Below are 18,518 nucleotides of genomic sequence, written 5' to 3'. Positions count from 1 at the left end.
TCGCAACGTAGCGGGTTGGTTACCGCTTTGCCTGGTCAACCCGAGCTTGTTCAGTTGCCTTTGCAAGCTCCGGCCTTTAGGCCGGGGTAGTTGACGGCTTATATGGTAGCGGAGGCACATGACATTCCATGTCGGAGTTTGTCCGACAAGGCACGGAAGTTGCTGCCAACGTGATGTGTTCACACGTAAAAAAACGCCATCTTACAGGGATGGCGTTTTATTATCGTGACTGAGCCGCGGATGCGGCTGGCTCCCGAGGCTACACGCCCCAGAACTTCCATCCCGGCCGGGTAGCGCGCAGGCCGGTTTCCATGCGGGCATACAGCGAGCGCGTCTTGCCCTCCGCGGCACCGCTTGCGCGGGCCTTGTCGAAGTAGCCCAGCGCGGTCTCGCGCTGCTCCAGCCCTAGCGCGGCCTCGACGGCGCCGAGGTAAGCCTCGCCGTCCCAGCGGTCGCGCGCGGCAAAGGCGGCCTCGAAATCGGTCAGCGCCTGCGCGTATTGCTTCTCGCCGTTGCGGATCAGCGCGCGCTGCAGGCGCGGGAAGGCCTGGTCCACGGGATCGTCGGCGGTCAGCGCGATGGCTTGCTCGAACAGCGGCAGCGCACGCTCCGGCGCGCCCAGGTCGCGCCAGATCATGCCGAACTGATTGCACAGCCACGCGTCCTCGATCAGCAGCGCGCGGCGCTGCAGGGCCTCGATCTCGGCCTTCGCGTCGGTGCGGTCGTGCTGGTCCATGCTGCCGATCGCGTCGCGCAGCAGGCTCGCGAAGTGCGCGCGGGCGTGAGCCAGCGCGTGGGCGGTCTGGCTACGTTCCTCCACCGGCAAGGCGTCGGCGCGGGCATCCATGTGCGCCAGCGCATCACGGGCCGCCGACGTCACTTCCGCGCCGCCGATGGCCTTCCAGCTGCTCATCAGCCGGCTGAAGATCCAGCCCACATTGGCGGGGTCGCGCTCCAGCGGATAGCGGTTGAGCACATCGCCGGCGACTTCCACGGCTTTGCCGTGCTGCCCGGCTGCCTCGAGGCATTCAAGCAGGTCGATCCAGTGCTCGATGAATTCGCTGACCGCGATGCCCTTCTCGTGCAGCGCGATGCGCTCCGCGCGGTTGCCGTCGCCTTCCAGCCGGGTGGCCAGGTTGTGGCACAGCAACGAAAAAATATGGGGATCGGCGTCATCGTAGCCGCCCTCGCCGGTGGCGAAGTAGGCCTCGAAGCGCGCCAGGCCCAGGCGGTAGGCCTGGATCAGGTGCGGGGTCAATGCGGCCTCGGCGGCCGGCACCGCGTCCATGAACTCGGCCAGCGCCACGCCAGCGTTGTAGTAGCCGGTCGCGTCGGTGGCCTTGTCCACAAAGGAGAAGCGCAGCCACGGCTCGGCCTCGCCGGACTGGTGGCGCCATTCCAGCTCGCGCACCTGCGCCTTCGGGTCCGGCGCGTGGCGCTGGTAGGTGGCAAAGTCGTCCCAGGCGCCGTCCAGCTCGCCAGCCCGGTAGCGCAACGGCGCGCGGATGCGGCGGGCGTGCGGGTGGTCCGGCTGGCTGGCCAGCACGATGGCGGCCTGCTCCGCGGCCAGGGCGTCGCCCGCGGCTTCGTCCAGTTCGAGCAGGTCCGGGTTGTCCAGGCCGATCCGCGCCAGGCACAGGCGCAGCATCGGCTCGGCCTGCTCGCCGGCGGCATTCACATGCGCCAGGGCCTGGGCCAGGATGTCTTCGACGCCAAGGTCCGGCGCGCGATAGAGCAGGTCATACCAATAGGCGCCGGCCGCGGCGAAATTGCCCAGCCGGTAATGCACCAGCCCGGCATGCAGGCGGGCGCTCCACTCGCCGGAGGACAAGCCGTTGCGCAGCGCGGCTTCTTCCAGCCAGGGCAGCGCCTCCTGGAAGCGCTCCATCGCCATCAGCAGCATGCCGTAGCGGTGCGCGATCACGCCGCGCGAGGACCAGCGGTGCGCCGGGTGCAGCGGCAGCCCGGGCAGCTTGGCCAGCGCCGCATCGAGCACGGCAAAGGCGGCTTGCGCGTCGCCGCGATCGAAGTGCACGCGTGCCCGCAGGCAATCGAAATCCACCACTTGAGGCTGCGCCTGCGAAAGCTGGTCGAGAATGACCAGCGCTTCATCGTAGCGCTCTGCGTTGGCTAGCTCGATGGCGTGGTCGTAGCTGACTTCCTGCACGGACACGGACTGCTCCTTCGGGGTGGATGTGCGAGTGCGGGATTATGCGCCATGGAGGCCCCCTCCCGCTTGTGAGAACAAGGGGCCATTCCGGCCGCAAGCGCAGCACTAGACATCGGCCTGCTCCCCATGTATGTCACAAACGACAACGCCGCCCGCCAGCCTTGGGAATGCAGAAATAGGGCGTAATATAGGTCTGAATTTAGACCTATCCGGAGCTTTTGATGGAAATCATCCATAGCCTGCTGACCGTCAGCATCTCGGAATTCAAGCAAAATCCCAGCAAGGTTCCCAAGGCCAGCCTGTGGCTGTCCTGAACCACAACCGGCCCGCGTTCTACACGGTATCTCCGGAATTCATGGCCAATCAAGTTGCGTGGCGTCGGGTACCGACTGGTCTACCTGGTCCGCGACAACGAAAACCCGCCCGACATCATCGTTCTGGCGGTAGGCCGGCGCGATGGTGGCATCTACGAGGATGCAGCGGCTGCGTGGGAGGGTGGCCGGGACTTCGACGTCGAGGAGGACTGAGGGCATGTGGCGTCAGGACAGGCCCGCCCCCCTGGGTCACGGCAGATCCTACCTTGGGAAAAGAAACGCCCCAGTCGTTGACTGAGGCGTATTGCGCCCCCTCGAGGGCGCGATCAACGCTTTGACCGAGCGGCTAAGCCAGCAGGCTGGCGTTGTCGTTCCATGGAGAGGATGGCTTACTTGCCGCCCACCGTCTCCAGCACGGTCCATTTCCCGCCAACCACCTTGTAGACGGTAATGCCGCCGTCCTTCAGGTCGCCGCGCGCGTCGTAGGCCAGGGTCTTGGTGGTCACGCCTTGCATGTTGGTGGCCGCCAGCACCGGCAGGTACCGCGCCGGATCGGCCGAGCCGGCCTTGACCATGGCGGTCATCATGGCCGTGGCACCGTCATAGGCGTACGGCGAGTAGGTCTGCACCTTGCCGCCGAAGCGCTTCTCGTACTTCTTCTCGTAGGTGGTGCCACCGGGCATCTGCTCCAGCGGCAGGCCGGCCAGCGACACGACCGTGCCCTCGGCAGCAGGGCCGGCCAGCTTCAGGAAGTTGTCGGTCTTCGACATTTCGCCCGACACCACCGGCGACTTCATGCCGAGTTCCTTGACCTGCTTGGCCATCGGTGCGGATTGCGTCTCGGCGCCGCCGAAGAAGATCACGTCCGGGTTGCTGCGCTTGATGTTGGTCAGCACGGCCTTGAAGTCCACCGCCTTGTCGTTGGTGAACTCGCGGCGCACGATCTTGCCGCCGGCAGCCTTGGCGGCCTTCTCGAACTCGTCTGCCAGGCCTTGGCCGTAGGCAGTGCGGTCGTCGACGATGGCGATGCTCTTGGCGCCCAGCTTCTTCACCACGAAGGCACCGATCACCGAGCCCTGCTGGGTGTCGGAGGTCATCATGCGGAAGGTGGTCTTGAAGCCCTGGCGGGTGTACTCAGGCGCCGTTGCCATGGCGATCTGGGGGATGCCGGCGCGGTTGTAGACCATCGAGGCGGGGATGCTGGTGCCGGAGTTGAAGTGGCCCAGCATGCCCTGGATGCCGTTGTCGACCAGCTTCTGCGCGACCACCGAGCCGGTCTTGGGGTCAGCTGCGTCGTCCTCGGAGAGCAGTACGAACTTGACGTCCTTGCCGCCGATCTTGGGCTTGGTCGCGTTCATTTCCTCGATGGCGAGGACGACGCCGTTCTGCATGTCCTTGCCGTATTGCGCTTGGCCGCCGGTCATCGGCGCGGCAAAGCCCAGCTTGATTTCCTGCGCCTGGGCGAAGGCAGCCGAGGTGGCGCAAAGGCCAGCGACGGACAGGGCAACGGTCAGGGCCGTCTTGTGGAAAGTCGAGTTCATCTGTTCTCCTTGGTGGCTATTCTCTATAGCCTTTGCTGCGTTTTTGGACGCGTCCGGGTGTGGCGCGAAACGCTTCCCGATTTTCAAATACGCGAGGTCTGCGGGATCGCCGCTGCCTCGCGTCGCTTCGATCAACGCCCGGCGGTTAGCCGATCGTCATCAAACTGGCATTGCCGCCCGCTGCCGCCGTATTGACGGACAGCGAACGCTCGATCAACAAACGCTCGATGGCTACATTCGGTTCACCGTGCGCCAGGCCTTGCACCGAAATAATGGGGCCCGGGCGCGTGGCCAGCTGCTCGCACACGGCGCGCAACTGGTCGGAATCGCCATGGTGCAGGACCGCGTCGAAGCCGGTGTCGCTGGCCGACCAGTCGGCCACCAGGCGGACGCGCGATTGTACTGCCTTGGGCAGGCGGGCAAACAGGGCCCGGGCCATGGGGCTTTCAACCCACACAGCCTGGCTGCCGGCCGCCAGTACCGCCGCCAGCTGGACGGCCAGGTCGGCCTCCTGCTGGGCCAGGCACAGCACCGCTGCACGCGGCAGCAGGGTATAAGTGTTGCGCTCTCCGGTGGGGCCGGGCAGCGTGACCGACAGGCCGGCCGCCGAGGCCGTGGCAAAGCGCTCGCACGCCGCCGCCAGTTCGGGCAGCGCCGCGCTCTCGCGCTGCGCCCATTCCTTGAGCGTACCCAGTGCCTCGGTCAGCGTGCGGCGCACCGGGCTGGTCTCGTCGGCGCCGCCGAGGGTGTCGGAGGCGCGCACCACGCGGGCCACGGCGTCCTGCGGGCAGACCGACAACAGGCGGTGCAGGTACAGCGGGCCGCCCGCCTTGGGGCCGGTGCCGGACAGGCCTTCGCCGCCGAAGGGCTGCACGCCCACCACCGCGCCCACGATATTGCGGTTGACGTAGAGGTTGCCCACTTCCGCGCGCTCGACGATGTGCTCGATGGTCTCGTCGATGCGGGTGTGGATGCCCATGGTCAGGCCGTAGCCGGTGCCGTTGATCTGCTCAAGCAGCGTGTCGAGGCCGGCGCGCGGGTAGCGCACCACGTGCAGCACGGGGCCAAAGACTTCGCGCTGCAGCTCTTCGATGCTGTCGAGCTCGATCAGCGTCGGCGAGACGAAGGTGCCATTGCGGCAGGCCGCGCTGGCCGCGCCATCCGGGTCGGCCTGGTGGACACGGCGGCCCTTGGCACGCATGGCGTCGATATGGCGCACGATGTTGCCGCGCGCCTCCTCGTCGATCACCGGGCCGACGTCGGTGGACAGGCGGTCCGGGTTGCCCATGGTGAGCTCATTCATGGCGCCTTTGAGCATTTCCAGCACGCGGTCGGCCACCTCTTCCTGCAGGCACAGCACGCGCAGCGCGGAGCAGCGCTGGCCGGCCGAGTCGAAGGCGGAGTTCACCACGTCGCCAACCACCTGCTCGGCCAGTGCGGAGGAGTCCACGATCATCGCGTTCTGGCCGCCGGTCTCGGCGATCAGCGGCACCGGGCGGCCGGCAGCGTCCAGGCGGCCGGCCACGCTGCGTTGCAACAGGCGCGCCACTTCGGTGGAGCCGGTGAACATCACGCCCTTGACACGGGCGTCGCCCACCAGCGCTGCGCCCACGGTTTCGCCACGGCCCGGCAGCAGTTGCACCGCGCCGGCCGGCACGCCGGCCTCGCGCAGCAGGCGCACGGCCTGGGCGGCAATCAGCGGGGTCTGCTCGGCGGGCTTGGCCAGCACGGTGTTGCCGGCAGCCAGCGCGGCCGCGACCTGGCCGGTAAAGATGGCCAGCGGGAAATTCCACGGGCTGATGCAGACCACGGGGCCGAGCGGGCGATGGGTGTCGCTGGAGAACGTTTCACGCACCTGCGCGGCGTAATAGCGCAGGAAGTCCACCGCCTCGCGCACTTCGGCGATGGCATTGGAGAACGTCTTGCCGGCCTCGCGCATGATGATGCCCATCAGGGACTGCATCTGCGCTTCCATCAGTTCCGCGGCGCGTTCCAGCGCGGCGGCGCGCACATCGGCCGGGGTCGCCTGCCAGATCGGCGCGGCGTTGACGGCGGCCTGCAGCGCGGCTTCCACTTCGGCCATGCTGGCTTCGGTGACATGGCCGACCACGTCGCGCAGGTCGGATGGGTTGCGCACGGGCGCCGGCTGGTTGGCGTCCTCGCCGGTGGCGGCTTGCGTGCCCAGCAGCGGCACGGCGGTGACCGCCTCGCTGGTGCCGGCCAGCAGCGCGGACGACAGCGAAGCCAGGCGATGCTCGTTGGACAGGTCGATGCCGGCGGAATTGGCGCGCGACTCGCCGTAGAGGTTGCGCGGCTGCGCAATGCGCGGGTGCGGCAGGCCCAGCGTGCCTTCCTCGGCGTGCATCTGCTCGACCACGGCGACCGGATCGGCCACCAGCTCGTCCAGCGAGATGGTGTCGTCGGCGATGCGGTTGACGAAGGATGTGTTGGCGCCGTTTTCCAGCAGGCGGCGCACCAGGTAGGCCAGTAGCGTCTCGTGCGTGCCGACCGGCGCGTAGATCCGGCACGGGCGGTTGAACTTGCCGTCGGCCAGCGGGCCGACCACCTGGTCGTACAGCGGCTCGCCCATGCCGTGCAGGCACTGGAACTCGTACTGGCCAGGATAGTAGTTGTGGCCGGCGATCTGGTAGATGGCCGCCAGCGTGTGGGCATTATGGGTAGCGAACTGCGGGTAGATCACGTCCGGCACCGACAGCAGCTTGCGCGCGCAGGCCACGTAGGACACGTCGGTATAGACCTTGCGCGTGTAGACCGGATAGCCCTCCAGCCCGTCCACCTGGGCGCGCTTGATCTCGCTGTCCCAGTACGCGCCCTTGACCAGGCGGATCATCAGGCGGTGGCGGCTGCGGCGGGCCAGGTCGATCAGGTAGTCGATCACGAACGGGCAGCGCTTCTGGTAGCCCTGCACCACGAAGCCGATGCCGTTCCAGCCGGCCAGCTCGGGCTCGAAGCACAGGCGCTCGAGCAGGTCGAGCGAGATTTCCAGGCGATCGGCTTCCTCGGCGTCGATATTGATGCCGATGTCGTACTGGCGGGCCAGCAAGGTCAGCGACTTGAGGCGGCCGTACAGCTCGCTGATGACGCGCTCGTGCTGCGCGCGGCTGTAGCGCGGATGCAACGCCGAGAGCTTGATCGAGATGCCCGGGCCTTCATAGATGCCGCGCCCGCGCGAAGCCTGGCCGATGGCGTTGATGGCCTGCTGGTAGGAGGCCAGGTAGCGCTGCGCGTCGGCCTCGGTCATGGCCGCCTCGCCCAGCATGTCGTAGGAGTAACGGAAGCCCTCGGCCTCGTACTTGCGCGCGTTGGCGAGCGCCTCGGAAATGGTCTCGCCGGTGACGAACTGCTCGCCCATCAGGCGCATCGCCATGTCCACGCCCTTGCGGATCAGCGGCTCGCCGCCCTTGCCGATGATGCGGGTCAGCGCCTTGGACAGGCCGGCCTCGGTATGGGTGGCCACCAGCCTGCCGGTAAACAGCAAGCCCCAGGTGGCGGCGTTGACGAACACCGACGGGCTCTGGCCCAGGTGGGACTGCCAGTTGGCGCCGCTGATCTTGTCGCGGATCAGCGCGTCGCGGGTGGCCTTGTCGGGAATGCGCAGCAGCGCCTCGGCCAGGCACATCAGCGCCACGCCTTCCTGCGACGACAGCGAGAATTCCTGGATCAACCCCTGCACCAGCCCTTCGCGGCCGGTGCCGACCTTGCGCTCGCGCAGCCGCGTGGCCAGGGTCCGGGCCATGGCCAGCGCGGCTTCGGCCTGCTGATGCGGCAGCCGGGCCTGCTCCAGCAGCACCGGCACGCACTCGGACTCCGGGCGGCGGTAACCGGCTGTGATCGCCGCGCGCAGCACCGACTGCGGCTGCACGCTCTGGGCGAATTCCAGGAAAGGCTGCACGGCGCCGTCGCCGGTGGCGCCGTCAAAGCCATCGGCGCCATCCGCCGCACCCTCGCTCCCCGTACCGGCGGCACTGGTCTCATGCGGGATGTGGCCCCGCTCGACTTGCTCAAGGTAGGTGAAGATCGCCTGCTTGATCAGCCAGTGCGGCGTGCGGTCGATCGACTGGGCAACACGCTTGAGGCGCTCGCGGGAGGCGTCGTCGAGTTTGACGCCGAGGGTGGTGGTGGCCATGCGCTTGATTCTCCGTAAGACGCGGACGCTGGTTTCCGTTACCGCGGGGAAACCTGCAGATTGGCGCGATCATACTCCGGGGCAAACCAAAGGTGCAACTAGGTACAACCACTCATGTCCTGTTGAAAATGTGGTTGCACCGTACCATGTGCTGCGCTGGCCCGAGCGCTTCCGAACGTCACTCAGATTCGCAAGGGATCAATCTCCAGTTGCCAGCGAACGCCCTTGGCATCGGCCAGCGCCTCGCCGAAAGTTTGCACCCACTCGCTGATGAATCGTTGCAACGCAAGGCGTGAAGTGCTTTCCACCAACATCTGCGCCCGCTCCCGGTTAGCCACCCGCACCATCGACATCGGTACCGGATCATGGAGTTGCACCTCCGGCGCCATCCGGCACGCATCGGCACGATTCCGTGCGCTCTGGAGGAACGCCAGCGCACGCTCCAGCTCGGCATGGTCGGCCGTGACGAGCACCTGGTAGGCAAACGGGGGCAACCCGGCCTGGCGGCGCTCGCGCAACTGGGTCGCCGCGAATCCATCATAGTCATGGCGTACCAATGCCTGCAATGCCGATGCATCGGGATAGCGGGTCTGGATCAGCACCTCGCCTGCCAGCCCCGCCCTTCCGGCGCGCCCTGCCACCTGCATCAGGGAGGCAAACAAGTGCTCGGCCGCGCGGAAATCGTGGCTGAACATGGCGGCGTCCGGATGGACGATGCCGACCAGGGTCACGCGCTGGAAGTCGTGCCCCTTGGCCACCATCTGGGTGCCGACCAGGATGTCGACCTCGCCCGCGTGGACCTCATCGAACATGGCCTGGGCACTGCCCTTGCGGCGCGTGGAATCGGCATCGATGCGGGCAATGCGGGCTTGCGGGAAGCGGGCGGCCAGGGCTTCCTCGATGCGCTGAGTGCCTCGTCCAAGCGGCGCTACGTCCACATTTCCGCAATCCGGGCAGTGATGCGGCACCGGGGATTCCAGGCCGCAATGGTGGCAGCGCAGGCGGCGCTCAGGCCGGTGCAGCACCATATAGGCCGAGCAGCGCGGGCAGCCGGAGAGCCAGCCGCAGCTGTCGCAAGCGAGCACCGGGGCGTAGCCGCGCCGGTTCAGGAACAGCAGGCTCTGTTCGCCGCGCTGCAGGCGGGCCTCGATGGCGTTGAGCAACGGCACCGACAGGCCTTCGTAGAGAGCGCGCTGGCGCTGACGTTCCTGGTTGATATCGATCAGGCGTACCGTGGGCAGCGTGGCGTCGGTCTGGGCACGCTCGCGCAGCACCAGCTTGCGGTAGGTGCCCTGCTCCGCGCGCCACCAGGACTCCATGGACGGCGTGGCGGAGCCCAGCACCACGGCCGCGCCGAGCTGCTTGGCCCGCCATACGGCCAGGTCGCGTGCGGAGTAGCGCAGGCCTTCCTGCTGCTTGTAGGAGGTGTCGTGCTCCTCGTCGACCACGATCAGCGCCAGGTGCGGCAGCGAAGCCAGCACCGCCAGCCGCGTGCCCAACACGATGCGGGCCTCGCCGCGGTGCGCGGCCAGCCACTGCAGGGTGCGCTCCTGGTCGGCCAGGCCGCTGTGCAGCACTGCGAGCGGCAGATGGGGGAAGCGCGAGGCAATCCGGCCTTGCAGCTGCGGGGTGAGGTTGATCTCGGGCACCAGCATCAGCACCTGCGCCTGCGCATCGCGCGCCAGCACTTCGGCCATGGCGTGCAGGTAGACCTCGGTCTTGCCGCTGCCGGTGACGCCATGGAGGAGGAAAGGCGCAAATCCCTTGGCCTGCCCGATCGCCTCCACGGCCACGCGCTGCTCTTCGTGCAGCGGCGGCGCGGTGGACGGCTCGGCAGCCGAGGGCGCGCCCAGCAAGGGCTGGTCGGCCCGCTCGGAGGTCACCCAGCCGGCCTCGGCCCACTCCGCCAGGCGCGACGGCGCCGCGCTGCAGAGCACGCGCGCCTCGGCGGCGGATACCGCCTGCCCTTGCCTGGCTGCAGCCACCAGCGCCTGAGCCAGCGCCAGCACGGTGCGGGCGCGCGGCGGCACCGCCGCCAACAGCGCCTCGCCCTGCCCCGGGGCTATGCGGTAGTGTTCGCTGCGGGCACGCAGTGCCAGCCGCGCCCAGCCGTCGGCCTCGCGCAATGCGGGGGGCAGCGCGGGCAGCATGACTTCGCCGAGGCAGCGGTGGTAATAGCGAGCGGCAAAACCCGCCAGCGCGATCCAGTGGGCGCCAAGCGGCGGCAGCCAGTCCAGGCGCTGCGCCACGGCGCGCAGCTTGTCGGCGGGTACATCGGAGTGCGCGCAACGCGATACGGCCACGCCGACCAGCGTACGGCGGCCGAACGGCACCGTGACCAGTTCGCCGGGCTGCACTTCCGGGCCAGCAAGGTAATCGAAGACATCGTCAGCCGGCGTATCGAGCGCCACCTGCACCACGGCAAGCGGTGCTCGGCCGGAGGGCTCTGTGGCGGCCGCCCCGGCTTCGTCGGGGATCGCCGGCGACGTCACGCCGCGCCTCCCGGGCCGATCGTCCAGCGCAGCGGTGGGTACGGTCCAGATTGGGGCGAGCAAGCCCAATGTGTGTGCAGACCGGGACTGAGCCGCTTTCCAGACAAAATAAGTGTGCGGTGCAACATCAACTTAAAGTAACGCTTCAAATGTGCCCCTAAGTCGATGATAGATGGCTGGTTTTCCCGGCCCCGGGCACCGCCTGTGGATAACTTTGTTGAAAACTCGTCCGGAGTTCCCGCCAAGCCCCGTAAAACAAGGCTCCCACGGGCATTCCAGCCTGTGCGTGGCTAGATGCAATGCCTTGTAAATCAAGGACTTGGCGACCTCCCTCAGATGAGTTAAGGACTAACCCGGTCTTGCACTGCGGAAAACCCATTGATGTGCATAAGTCAAGCCTTGACAAGCGCGAACCGGCACCGAAAGGGCGAAATATTGCAAAATAGTTTACTTGACAGCGCTTCGGGCAAGCCTCCCCCGGCACCCGAGCGTCCCGATGCGGCGCGCGAGGCTGGCTCGCTGCGCCGCACAGGCGGTACCCCCGGGAGGGAGGGAAGACGTGCATCCGCTGTCACCTTGCCGCGGTGCGCAGCTGCCGGCTGTAGCGATGCACCTCGTCCACCAGCACCGTCACATTCTCCGGCGGGGTGAACTGGGAGATGCCATGGCCGAGGTTGAAGACGTGTCCGTCGCAGCCGCCGCCGGCGGCGTAGCTGTCGAGCACGCCACGCACCTGCTCGCGAATCGCGGCTTCCGGCGCAAACAGCACATTGGGGTCGATGTTGCCCTGCAGGGCCACCTTGCCGCCAGTGCGGCGGCGCGCCTGCGCCAGGTTGACCGTCCAGTCCAGGCCGAGCGCATCGGCGCCGATCTCGGTGAGCGCTTCCAGCCACAAGCCGCCGCCCTTGGTGAACACGATGGCCGGCACCTGCTCGCCGTTGTGCTCGCGCTTCAGTCCGGCCAGCACCTTGCGCATATAGGCCAGGGAGAACGCCTGATACATGCCGTCTGCCAGCGTGCCGCCCCAGGTATCGAACAGCATCACGGCCTGGGCACCTGCCTCGATCTGCGCATTCAGGTAGGCCGACACGGCCTGCGCGTTGATCTCCAGGATGCGGTGCATCAGGTCGGGGCGGCTGTACATCATGGCCTTGACCGTGCGGAAATCGGAGGAGCCGGCGCCCTCGACCATGTAGCAGGCCAGCGTCCAGGGGCTGCCCGAGAAGCCGATCAGCGGCACGCGCTGGCGGCCGTCCTGCACCAGCGCCCGGCGAATCTCGCTGACCGCGTCGAACACGTAGGACAGCGAGGCCATATCCGGCACCGCCAGCTTCTTGACGTCGCCCTCGGTGCGCAGCGGGTGGGCAAAGCGCGGGCCTTCGCCCTGCGCGAACGACAGCCCGAGCCCCATGGCATCGGGCACGGTCAGGATGTCGGAGAAGAGGATGGCCGCGTCGAGCGGATAGCGCTCGAGGGGTTGCAGGGTAACCTCGGTCGCGTAGGCCGGGTTCTTGGCCAAGCCCAGGAAGCTGCCGGCGCGAGCGCGCGTGGCATTGTATTCGGGCAGGTAGCGCCCCGCCTGACGCATCAGCCACAGCGGGGTGTACTCGGTCGGTTGCCGGCGCAGCGCGCGCAGGAAGGTATCGTTCTGCAATGCGGTCATGGTCATCCTCGTAAGACCGCCATTTTACGGGATGGCCGGCCGCTGCCGGCAGCTTAGATATCCGCCGCCAGTTCCTTGAAGGCCTGCGCGGCGCGGCGCATCCATTCGCGCGCGCGCGGGGCGTCGGGCTGCAGGCGGGCAAAGCCGTGCGTCATGCCGCTTGCCTCCAGCGTGATCACCGGCGCGCCGTAGCGCACCAGGTAGTCGGCGTAGGCCAGGCCGTCGTCGCGCAGCACGTCGTGGGCGGCAACCATCACCACGCTGGCCGGAGGCAGGTGCTGTGGCGCGGCGCCCATCAGGTGGATGCGCGTGTCTTCGATGGCGGCGCCGGCGGCAAGGCGCTCGGCGCCGATGAATGCCGTCCAGAACCAGGCCATCTCGTCGCGGGTGAGTCCGGGGCCATCCGCGAAGGCGCGATAGCTTTCGCTGGCCAGCACCGGCGCGGCCACTGGATAGATCAGCAACTGGGCGTTGACCAGGCCGGGGCGCCCGTGCGCATTGGCCCAGCGCGCGGCCTGCGCCGCCAGGTGCCCGCCCGCGCTGTCGCCCGCCACGGCCAGGAAGCCTGCGTCCAGGCGCAACCGGACACGTTGCTCGGCAAACCACAGCACCGCCTGCAGCGCGTCATCGCACGGTGCGGGGAACGGATGCTCCGGCGCCAGCCGGTAGTCAACGCTGGCCACCGCGCAGCCGGTGTCGGCGGCGAGCATCGCTGCCACGCTGTGATGCGTGTCATGCGAGCCCAGCACCCAGCCGCCACCGTGGAAATAGACGATCAGGCGCGGCTCGGCCACGCCCCCCGGGCGGAACAACCGCGCCGCCAGCGTGCGGCCGGGCAACGCCAGCTCCATGTCGGTGGCCTGGATGCCTTCCGGGTCGGGCACGACCGAAGTTGCCGCGATCTCGGCGAAGCGCGCGCGGCGGCCCGCGGCGTCGGCCGGCTCGGGCTGGCCGGCGTAGCGTTCGGAGAGCCGGCGGTAGTAGTCGAGAAGCTGGGGATCGATGGCCATGGCTGCTTGGGGCTGGATTGGGAGCGGGATTGGGAGCTAGGGTGGCTAGTTTAGCGGGATCAGGCAACCTGGCGCATCAGCTCGATCTTGCTGCAGCGATCCTGCACCGCCAGCAACCCGGCGGCAGTGGCCCGGGCAAAGGCCTCGTCGTTGACGATGCCGAGTTGCAGCCAGACGCCTCGCGCGCCGATCGCGATGGCATCCTCGACCACCGGCGGCACATCGGGGGCGCGGCGGAAGATATCGACCCACTCGATCCGCTGCCCCGACTTGGCCAAGGCCGCAGCAGCCTCGGCCAGGCTGGCGTGGCAGGTCTCGCCCAGGATGTGCTCGCCCGCATGGCGCGGATTGACGGGGACAATGCGATAGCCGTGGCGCTGCAGGTAGGCGGCGACTTCATGGCTGGGCCTGTCCGGGTGCCCGGACAGGCCGGCCACGGCTACCGTCTTCATCGCCAGCATGCCGCGTATGGCAGTCTGCATCTCGCTCACGTCGATTCCTTCTCGTTGGGTTCGGGGGACTGATCGCGGCCGGTGCCCCCCGGGCGGGCACAGCTGCCCAGCCGCGCGAACGGCACCGCCACCTGGTAAGAGCCCTGTGCAAACGGGCCGACCGCATAAGGGGCGTAGTGCAACACCACGCCACCGCGGTACAGGGTAAACGGGACGCGCGATTCGTGCAGGGCAGGTGCGTCGAACACGCCACGCGCGGGCTCGGCTGCGCCCTGCCGCTTCAGTGCGGCCTGTATCTCGTCGTTGAATTTTTGCAGGCAGGCCTCGCCCGGCTGCAGGAGATCGGCCAGCCCGACCGGGCGATAGACCGGCCGGGCAGCTGGCGCGGATGCCGTTGCACTCTCAGGGGCATGACGCCGCGAGGTGCCACTCACGTAGTCGAGGCTGCCATGCGCGCCACCGCTGTAGCGCCAGGTGGTACGCAGCAGGCTGACATTGCCGGCATCCAGCCGCATCAGCTCGATCGCGCTGCGGCACTCCTGCTCTCCCTGGCCGCAGCCGCCGGCACGCAGTGACGTAATCAGCGCGTCCAGGCGTGGGCGGCCGGTTTCGGGATAACGTTCGGTAAGACGCGCACCAGCCACATCCATGGTGCGCTCGCGATAGATTGCCTTGCGCGTGAGCGTCAACGCCTGGCGGCGGGTACCGTCGGTATTCATCCATTCCCCGCTGACACTCAACCCATCGGAGGAGACGATGCCCTCGAAACGTGCACCATCGCGGGCTTCGGGATACTCAACAGGCGCCTGGCCGGTAGCGCGCTCGTGCACACTCAACCGTCCATCGGATGTCAATTGGCCATCGAGTTGACGCGGCGCGGCGGCGAGCATTGAATCGTAACGGGCCGTGCCGTCGATCCCGCCAGTCCCCGCGCGTGGAAATATCGTTAGCGATACCTGTACGTGGCCGTCGAGCTCCCCCTGCCAAAGCACACCGGCGGGCGCTTGCGGCTCGGCCGCGCCAACCTGGCCAGCCGCGATGAAAGACGTGGCCAGCAACGCCGCCAGCCTATGCTGGACAAGGCCTCTCGCGATATGGCCGGGGGCCTGGGCAAAGGGGCAAAAGGAGTAAAAGGGGAAGGAAAGCGGCATGGCAGTCGGTGGCCGGACCGCAAGGCGGATGGCAGGATCAGCGAATGCTATCGGACCCGCGCCGCATGGTGATGTTCCCGCCGCCTGGCAGCGAGCGCGGTGACATGTGGTCTAACATGCCTATTTAGACACTTATTTAGTTACCGCGCTTTCAACTTCTTGCAAACCGATACATTTTGTTACTGCCATCCCCAAAAGTTTCCCCCACAATGCTTTAACACAATCAGTTTTTGTGAAAGGCGTTCCCTCCCCCAAACAGAAAGGGAGGGCGTCAGTGAAGAAAGCCTAAGGAAGCATTCCCACCCAGATTGACCGGATCGCAGGCGATGCCTGTGATCGGTGTACCAGGTTGAGATGATGTTGGCGCTTGCCGGTTCCGGCTGGTTGGATCGTCTGAATGCGATCAATGCCGCCTGACCGGGTGCTGGGCCACAAAGAATGTGGTTAGCGCCTGTTGGTTGACCTGGACCTTACCCGTTCCTTCGAATTGACCCCTCGAAGGGATTTTCCCGTCCGCGCGGAGCCTCCCCGGCCCGCGCGCTTTTTTTTTGTCCTGAGCCGACAGAATAGTCGTTGGCATAAAAAAAAGGCAGCCTCGCAGCTGCCTTTTTTTCGCCGCCGCCAAAAAAACAACAGCTGCGGCGGCCCTGCTTTTCTTACCGTTTCCGGCGCAGGCGCGCGATGGCAGCCAGCTGCGCAGTAGCCACAGCCAGCTCGCCCTGCGCACGTGCCAGGTCGAGATCGCCGCTCTGGTTCTGCATCAGCTCCTCAGCGGCGCGCTTGGCTTGCTGCGCCTTGGCTTCGTCGAGGTCGCTGCCGCGGATAGCGGTGTCCGCCAGCACGGTGACGTGCTTGGGCTGGACTTCGAGAATGCCGCCGGCCACGAACACGAACTCTTCGCTGCCGTCTTCCTTCTCGATGCGCACCGCGCCCGGCTGGATACGCGTAATCAGCGGCGTATGGCCCGGCAGGATACCCAACTCGCCCGACTCGCCCGGCAGCGCCACGAACTTCGCCTGACCGGAGAAGATCGACGATTCGGCGCTGACGACGTCTACAAGAATGGTTGCCATGTGAATTCCTTTAGTCCCTGAAAGCTTCGGCTCCCTGTTGCCAGGAAGCAAGTATTCCGCTGGCAGGCTGAGCGCGGCCGCCCCGGACATTGCTGTCCGTGGCTAGACCGCCACTACGGCGCCGGCAGCGAAAAACGCCGCTTACTGGAGCTTCTTGGCCTTCTCGAAGGCTTCGTCGATCGAGCCGACCATGTAGAACGCTTGCTCCGGCAGGTGATCGCACTCGCCGTCCACCAGCATCTTGAAGCCGCGGATGGTTTCCTTCAGCGTGACGTACTTGCCCGGCGAACCCGTGAACACTTCCGCAACGTGGAAGGGCTGCGACAGGAAACGTTGGATCTTACGAGCGCGCGACACCGACTGCTTGTCTTCCGGCGACAGTTCGTCCATGCCCAGAATCGCGATGATGTCGCGCAGTTCCTTGTAGCGTTGCAGCGTTTGCTGCACGCGACGGGCCACGTCGTAGTGCTCTTGACCCACGACTTGCGGGTCCAGCTGACGCGAGGTCGAGTCGAGCGGATCGACTGCCGGGTAGATACCCAGCGCGGCGATGTCACGCGACAGCACGACGGTCGAGTCCAGGTGCAGGAAGGTGGTGGCAGGCGACGGGTCGGTCAAGTCATCCGCAGGCACGTACACGGCCTGGATCGACGTGATCGAGCCGGTCTTGGTCGAGGTGATGCGCTCTTGCAGCTTGCCCATTTCCTCGGCCAGCGTCGGCTGGTAACCCACTGCGGAAGGCATACGGCCCAGCAGTGCGGACACTTCGGTACCGGCCAGCGTGTAGCGGTAGATGTTGTCGACGAAGAACAGGATGTCACGGCCTTCGTCGCGGAACTTCTCGGCCATGGTCAGGCCGGACAGTGCCACGCGCAGACGGTTGCCCGGCGGCTCGTTCATCTGGCCGAACACCATGGCCACCTTGTCGAGAACGTTCGAGTCCTTCATTTCGTGGTAGAAGTCGTTCCCTTCACGGGTACGCTCGCCCACGCCGGCGAACACCGACAAACCGCTGTGCTGCTTGGCGATGTTGTTGATGAGCTCCATCATGTTCACGGTCTTGCCGACGCCGGCGCCACCGAACAGGCCAACCTTACCGCCCTTTGCGAACGGGCAGACCAGGTCGATCACCTTGATGCCGGTTTCCAGCAGGTCGACCGAAGGCGACAGTTCGTCGAACTTCGGGGCCTTCTGGTGGATCGAGCGCAGCTCGTCCGATTGGATCGGGCCAGCTTCGTCGATGGGACGACCCAGCACGTCCATGATCCGGCCCAGCGTGCCGTGACCGACGGGCACCGAGATCGGGGCGCCAGTGCCCTTCACTGCCATGCCGCGGCGCAGGCCGTCCGACGAGCCGAGGGCAATGGTACGCACCACGCCGTCACCCAGCTGTTGCTGCACTTCGAAGGTCAGGCCCTTCTCGGCGAACGAGGCTTCGTTGCTGTCTTCCAGCACGAGCGCTTCGTACACCTTCGGCAGCGCGTCGCGGGGGAACTCGATGTCCACCACGGCGCCAATACACTGCACAATATTTCCGATACTCATTTCGTATCTCCGATAGCTTGAATACTTGACGCCTTAGACGGCTGCCGCACCGCTGACGATTTCCGACAGTTCCTTGGTGATCGCTGCCTGACGGGTCTTGTTGTAGACCAGTTGCAGTTCGCCGATCACGTTCTTGGCATTGTCGGATGCCGCCTTCATGGCCACCATGCGCGCCGACTGCTCGGACGCCATGTTCTCGGCCACGGCCTGGTACACCAGCGCTTCGACGTAGCGGACCAACAGTTCTTCCACTACGGTCTGTGCGTCGGGCTCGTAGATGTAATCCCACGAGTAGGCGCGCTTTTCATCTTCGGTCTGGGCAAACTTGTCGGCGGGGAGCGGCAGCAGCTGCTCCACCATCGGCTCCTGCTTCATCGTATTGATGAACTTGGTGTAAGCCAGGTACACAGCGTCCACCTCACCATTGGTGAAGGCGTCGAGCTGGACCTTGATCGCACCGATCAGTTTTTCCAGATGCGGGGTGTCACCGAGGTGCACCACGTGCGAAACCACCTTGGCGCCGATGCGGCCCAGGAACTGCATGCCCTTGGAGCCAATGGCGGTGCTTTGCACCTGCACGCCGCGGCCTTGCAGCTCACGCAGTTCATTGGTCACCGCGCGCAGCACGTTCGTGTTCATGCCGCCGCACAGCCCCTTGTCGGTCGTCACCACGATCATGCCGGCGCGCTTGACTTCGCGTGCCACCATGAAGGGGTGCTTGAACTCGGGGTTGGCTTCAGCCAGATGCGCCGCGATATTGCGCACTTTCTCGGCGTAAGGACGGGCGTTACGCATCCGTTCCTGCGCCTTGCGCATCTTGGACGCGGCGACCATCTCCATCGCCTTGGTGATCTTGCGCGTGTTTTGCACGCTCTTGATCTTGGTTCGAATTTCTTTCGTTCCGGCCATATCTTCCTCTCCATTCGTGCTGCCCCGGCGCCGTCATGGCAACGGCACCGG

Annotated in this window: 12 protein-coding genes; 1 reads left to right on the top strand and 11 read right to left on the bottom strand. The window is 66.5% G+C overall.

The features are described 5' to 3' along the window. Positions 1 to 259 precede the first annotated feature (259 nt). Positions 260 to 2,173 carry a tetratricopeptide repeat protein gene (locus tag ACYP5B_RS07120; RefSeq protein WP_459569106.1) on the bottom strand — a complete coding sequence of 638 codons (1,914 nt, stop codon included), beginning with the start codon at positions 2,171 to 2,173 and terminating at the stop codon, positions 260 to 262. A gap of 365 nt (positions 2,174 to 2,538) precedes the next feature. Between ACYP5B_RS07120 and ACYP5B_RS07115 the strand changes: the two genes are divergently transcribed. After that, entirely contained in the window at positions 2,539 to 2,697 is a 159-nt protein-coding gene (locus ACYP5B_RS07115; protein ID WP_459569105.1) for a hypothetical protein, read from the top strand. Positions 2,698 to 2,873: 176 nt separating this feature from the next. On the opposite strand, the gene ACYP5B_RS07110 is transcribed toward ACYP5B_RS07115, so the two are convergent. From ACYP5B_RS07110 to atpG, 10 genes are all read right to left on the bottom strand, one after another. Next, entirely contained in the window at positions 2,874 to 4,025 is a 1,152-nt protein-coding gene (locus ACYP5B_RS07110) for a branched-chain amino acid ABC transporter substrate-binding protein (protein ID WP_267604770.1), read from the bottom strand. A 145-nt stretch (positions 4,026 to 4,170) separates the two neighbouring features. After that, on the bottom strand, positions 4,171 to 8,172 hold the full coding sequence (putA, locus tag ACYP5B_RS07105; protein ID WP_400091700.1) for a trifunctional transcriptional regulator/proline dehydrogenase/L-glutamate gamma-semialdehyde dehydrogenase: 4,002 nt from the start codon (positions 8,170 to 8,172) through the stop codon (positions 4,171 to 4,173). A gap of 182 nt (positions 8,173 to 8,354) precedes the next feature. Further along, entirely contained in the window at positions 8,355 to 10,664 is a 2,310-nt protein-coding gene (locus tag ACYP5B_RS07100; RefSeq protein ID WP_459569104.1) for a primosomal protein N', read from the bottom strand. Positions 10,665 to 11,235: 571 nt separating this feature from the next. Further along, positions 11,236 to 12,333, bottom strand: a complete 1,098-nt coding sequence (gene hemE, locus ACYP5B_RS07095) for a uroporphyrinogen decarboxylase (protein ID WP_400091695.1) — start codon at positions 12,331 to 12,333, stop codon at positions 11,236 to 11,238. A 47-nt stretch (positions 12,334 to 12,380) separates the two neighbouring features. Then, on the bottom strand, positions 12,381 to 13,337 hold the full coding sequence (locus ACYP5B_RS07090; protein ID WP_400091694.1) for an alpha/beta hydrolase: 957 nt from the start codon (positions 13,335 to 13,337) through the stop codon (positions 12,381 to 12,383). Between the two features lie 59 nt (positions 13,338 to 13,396). Further along, the gene (locus tag ACYP5B_RS07085; protein WP_459569107.1) at positions 13,397 to 13,819 is read right to left on the bottom strand and encodes a CoA-binding protein; all 423 of its coding nucleotides are present in this window, start codon (positions 13,817 to 13,819) and stop codon (positions 13,397 to 13,399) included. A 5-nt stretch (positions 13,820 to 13,824) separates the two neighbouring features. Next, a complete protein-coding gene (locus ACYP5B_RS07080) occupies positions 13,825 to 14,847 on the bottom strand; it encodes an RsiV family protein (protein ID WP_459569103.1) in 1,023 nt (340 codons plus the stop codon). Between the two features lie 749 nt (positions 14,848 to 15,596). Then, positions 15,597 to 16,013: a F0F1 ATP synthase subunit epsilon gene (locus ACYP5B_RS07075; RefSeq protein ID WP_267604782.1), complete on the bottom strand. Its 417-nt coding sequence runs from the start codon at positions 16,011 to 16,013 to the stop codon at positions 15,597 to 15,599. Between the two features lie 141 nt (positions 16,014 to 16,154). Next, positions 16,155 to 17,558 (bottom strand): F0F1 ATP synthase subunit beta, encoded by a 1,404-nt coding sequence (atpD, locus tag ACYP5B_RS07070; protein ID WP_267604783.1) that lies wholly within the window; start codon positions 17,556 to 17,558, stop codon positions 16,155 to 16,157. A gap of 33 nt (positions 17,559 to 17,591) precedes the next feature. Beyond that, positions 17,592 to 18,467, bottom strand: coding sequence for a F0F1 ATP synthase subunit gamma (gene atpG / locus ACYP5B_RS07065; RefSeq protein WP_318233575.1), 876 nt, complete (start codon positions 18,465 to 18,467; stop codon positions 17,592 to 17,594). Positions 18,468 to 18,518: the final 51 nt, after the last annotated feature.

This window comes from Cupriavidus sp. 8B, assembly GCF_054589115.1.
This window is presented reverse-complemented; position numbering and strand designations above follow the sequence as displayed.

Coding starts and splice junctions, on each gene's coding strand:
- ACYP5B_RS07110 (WP_267604770.1), bottom strand. CDS start 4,025: ATGAACTCGACTTTCCACAAGACGGCCCTGACCGTTGCCCTGTCCGTC.
- putA (WP_400091700.1), bottom strand. CDS start 8,172: ATGGCCACCACCACCCTCGGCGTCAAACTCGACGACGCCTCCCGCGAG.
- hemE (WP_400091695.1), bottom strand. CDS start 12,333: ATGACCATGACCGCATTGCAGAACGATACCTTCCTGCGCGCGCTGCGC.
- ACYP5B_RS07090 (WP_400091694.1), bottom strand. CDS start 13,337: ATGGCCATCGATCCCCAGCTTCTCGACTACTACCGCCGGCTCTCCGAA.
- ACYP5B_RS07085 (WP_459569107.1), bottom strand. CDS start 13,819: ATGCAGACTGCCATACGCGGCATGCTGGCGATGAAGACGGTAGCCGTG.
- ACYP5B_RS07075 (WP_267604782.1), bottom strand. CDS start 16,013: ATGGCAACCATTCTTGTAGACGTCGTCAGCGCCGAATCGTCGATCTTC.
- atpD (WP_267604783.1), bottom strand. CDS start 17,558: ATGAGTATCGGAAATATTGTGCAGTGTATTGGCGCCGTGGTGGACATC.
- atpG (WP_318233575.1), bottom strand. CDS start 18,467: ATGGCCGGAACGAAAGAAATTCGAACCAAGATCAAGAGCGTGCAAAAC.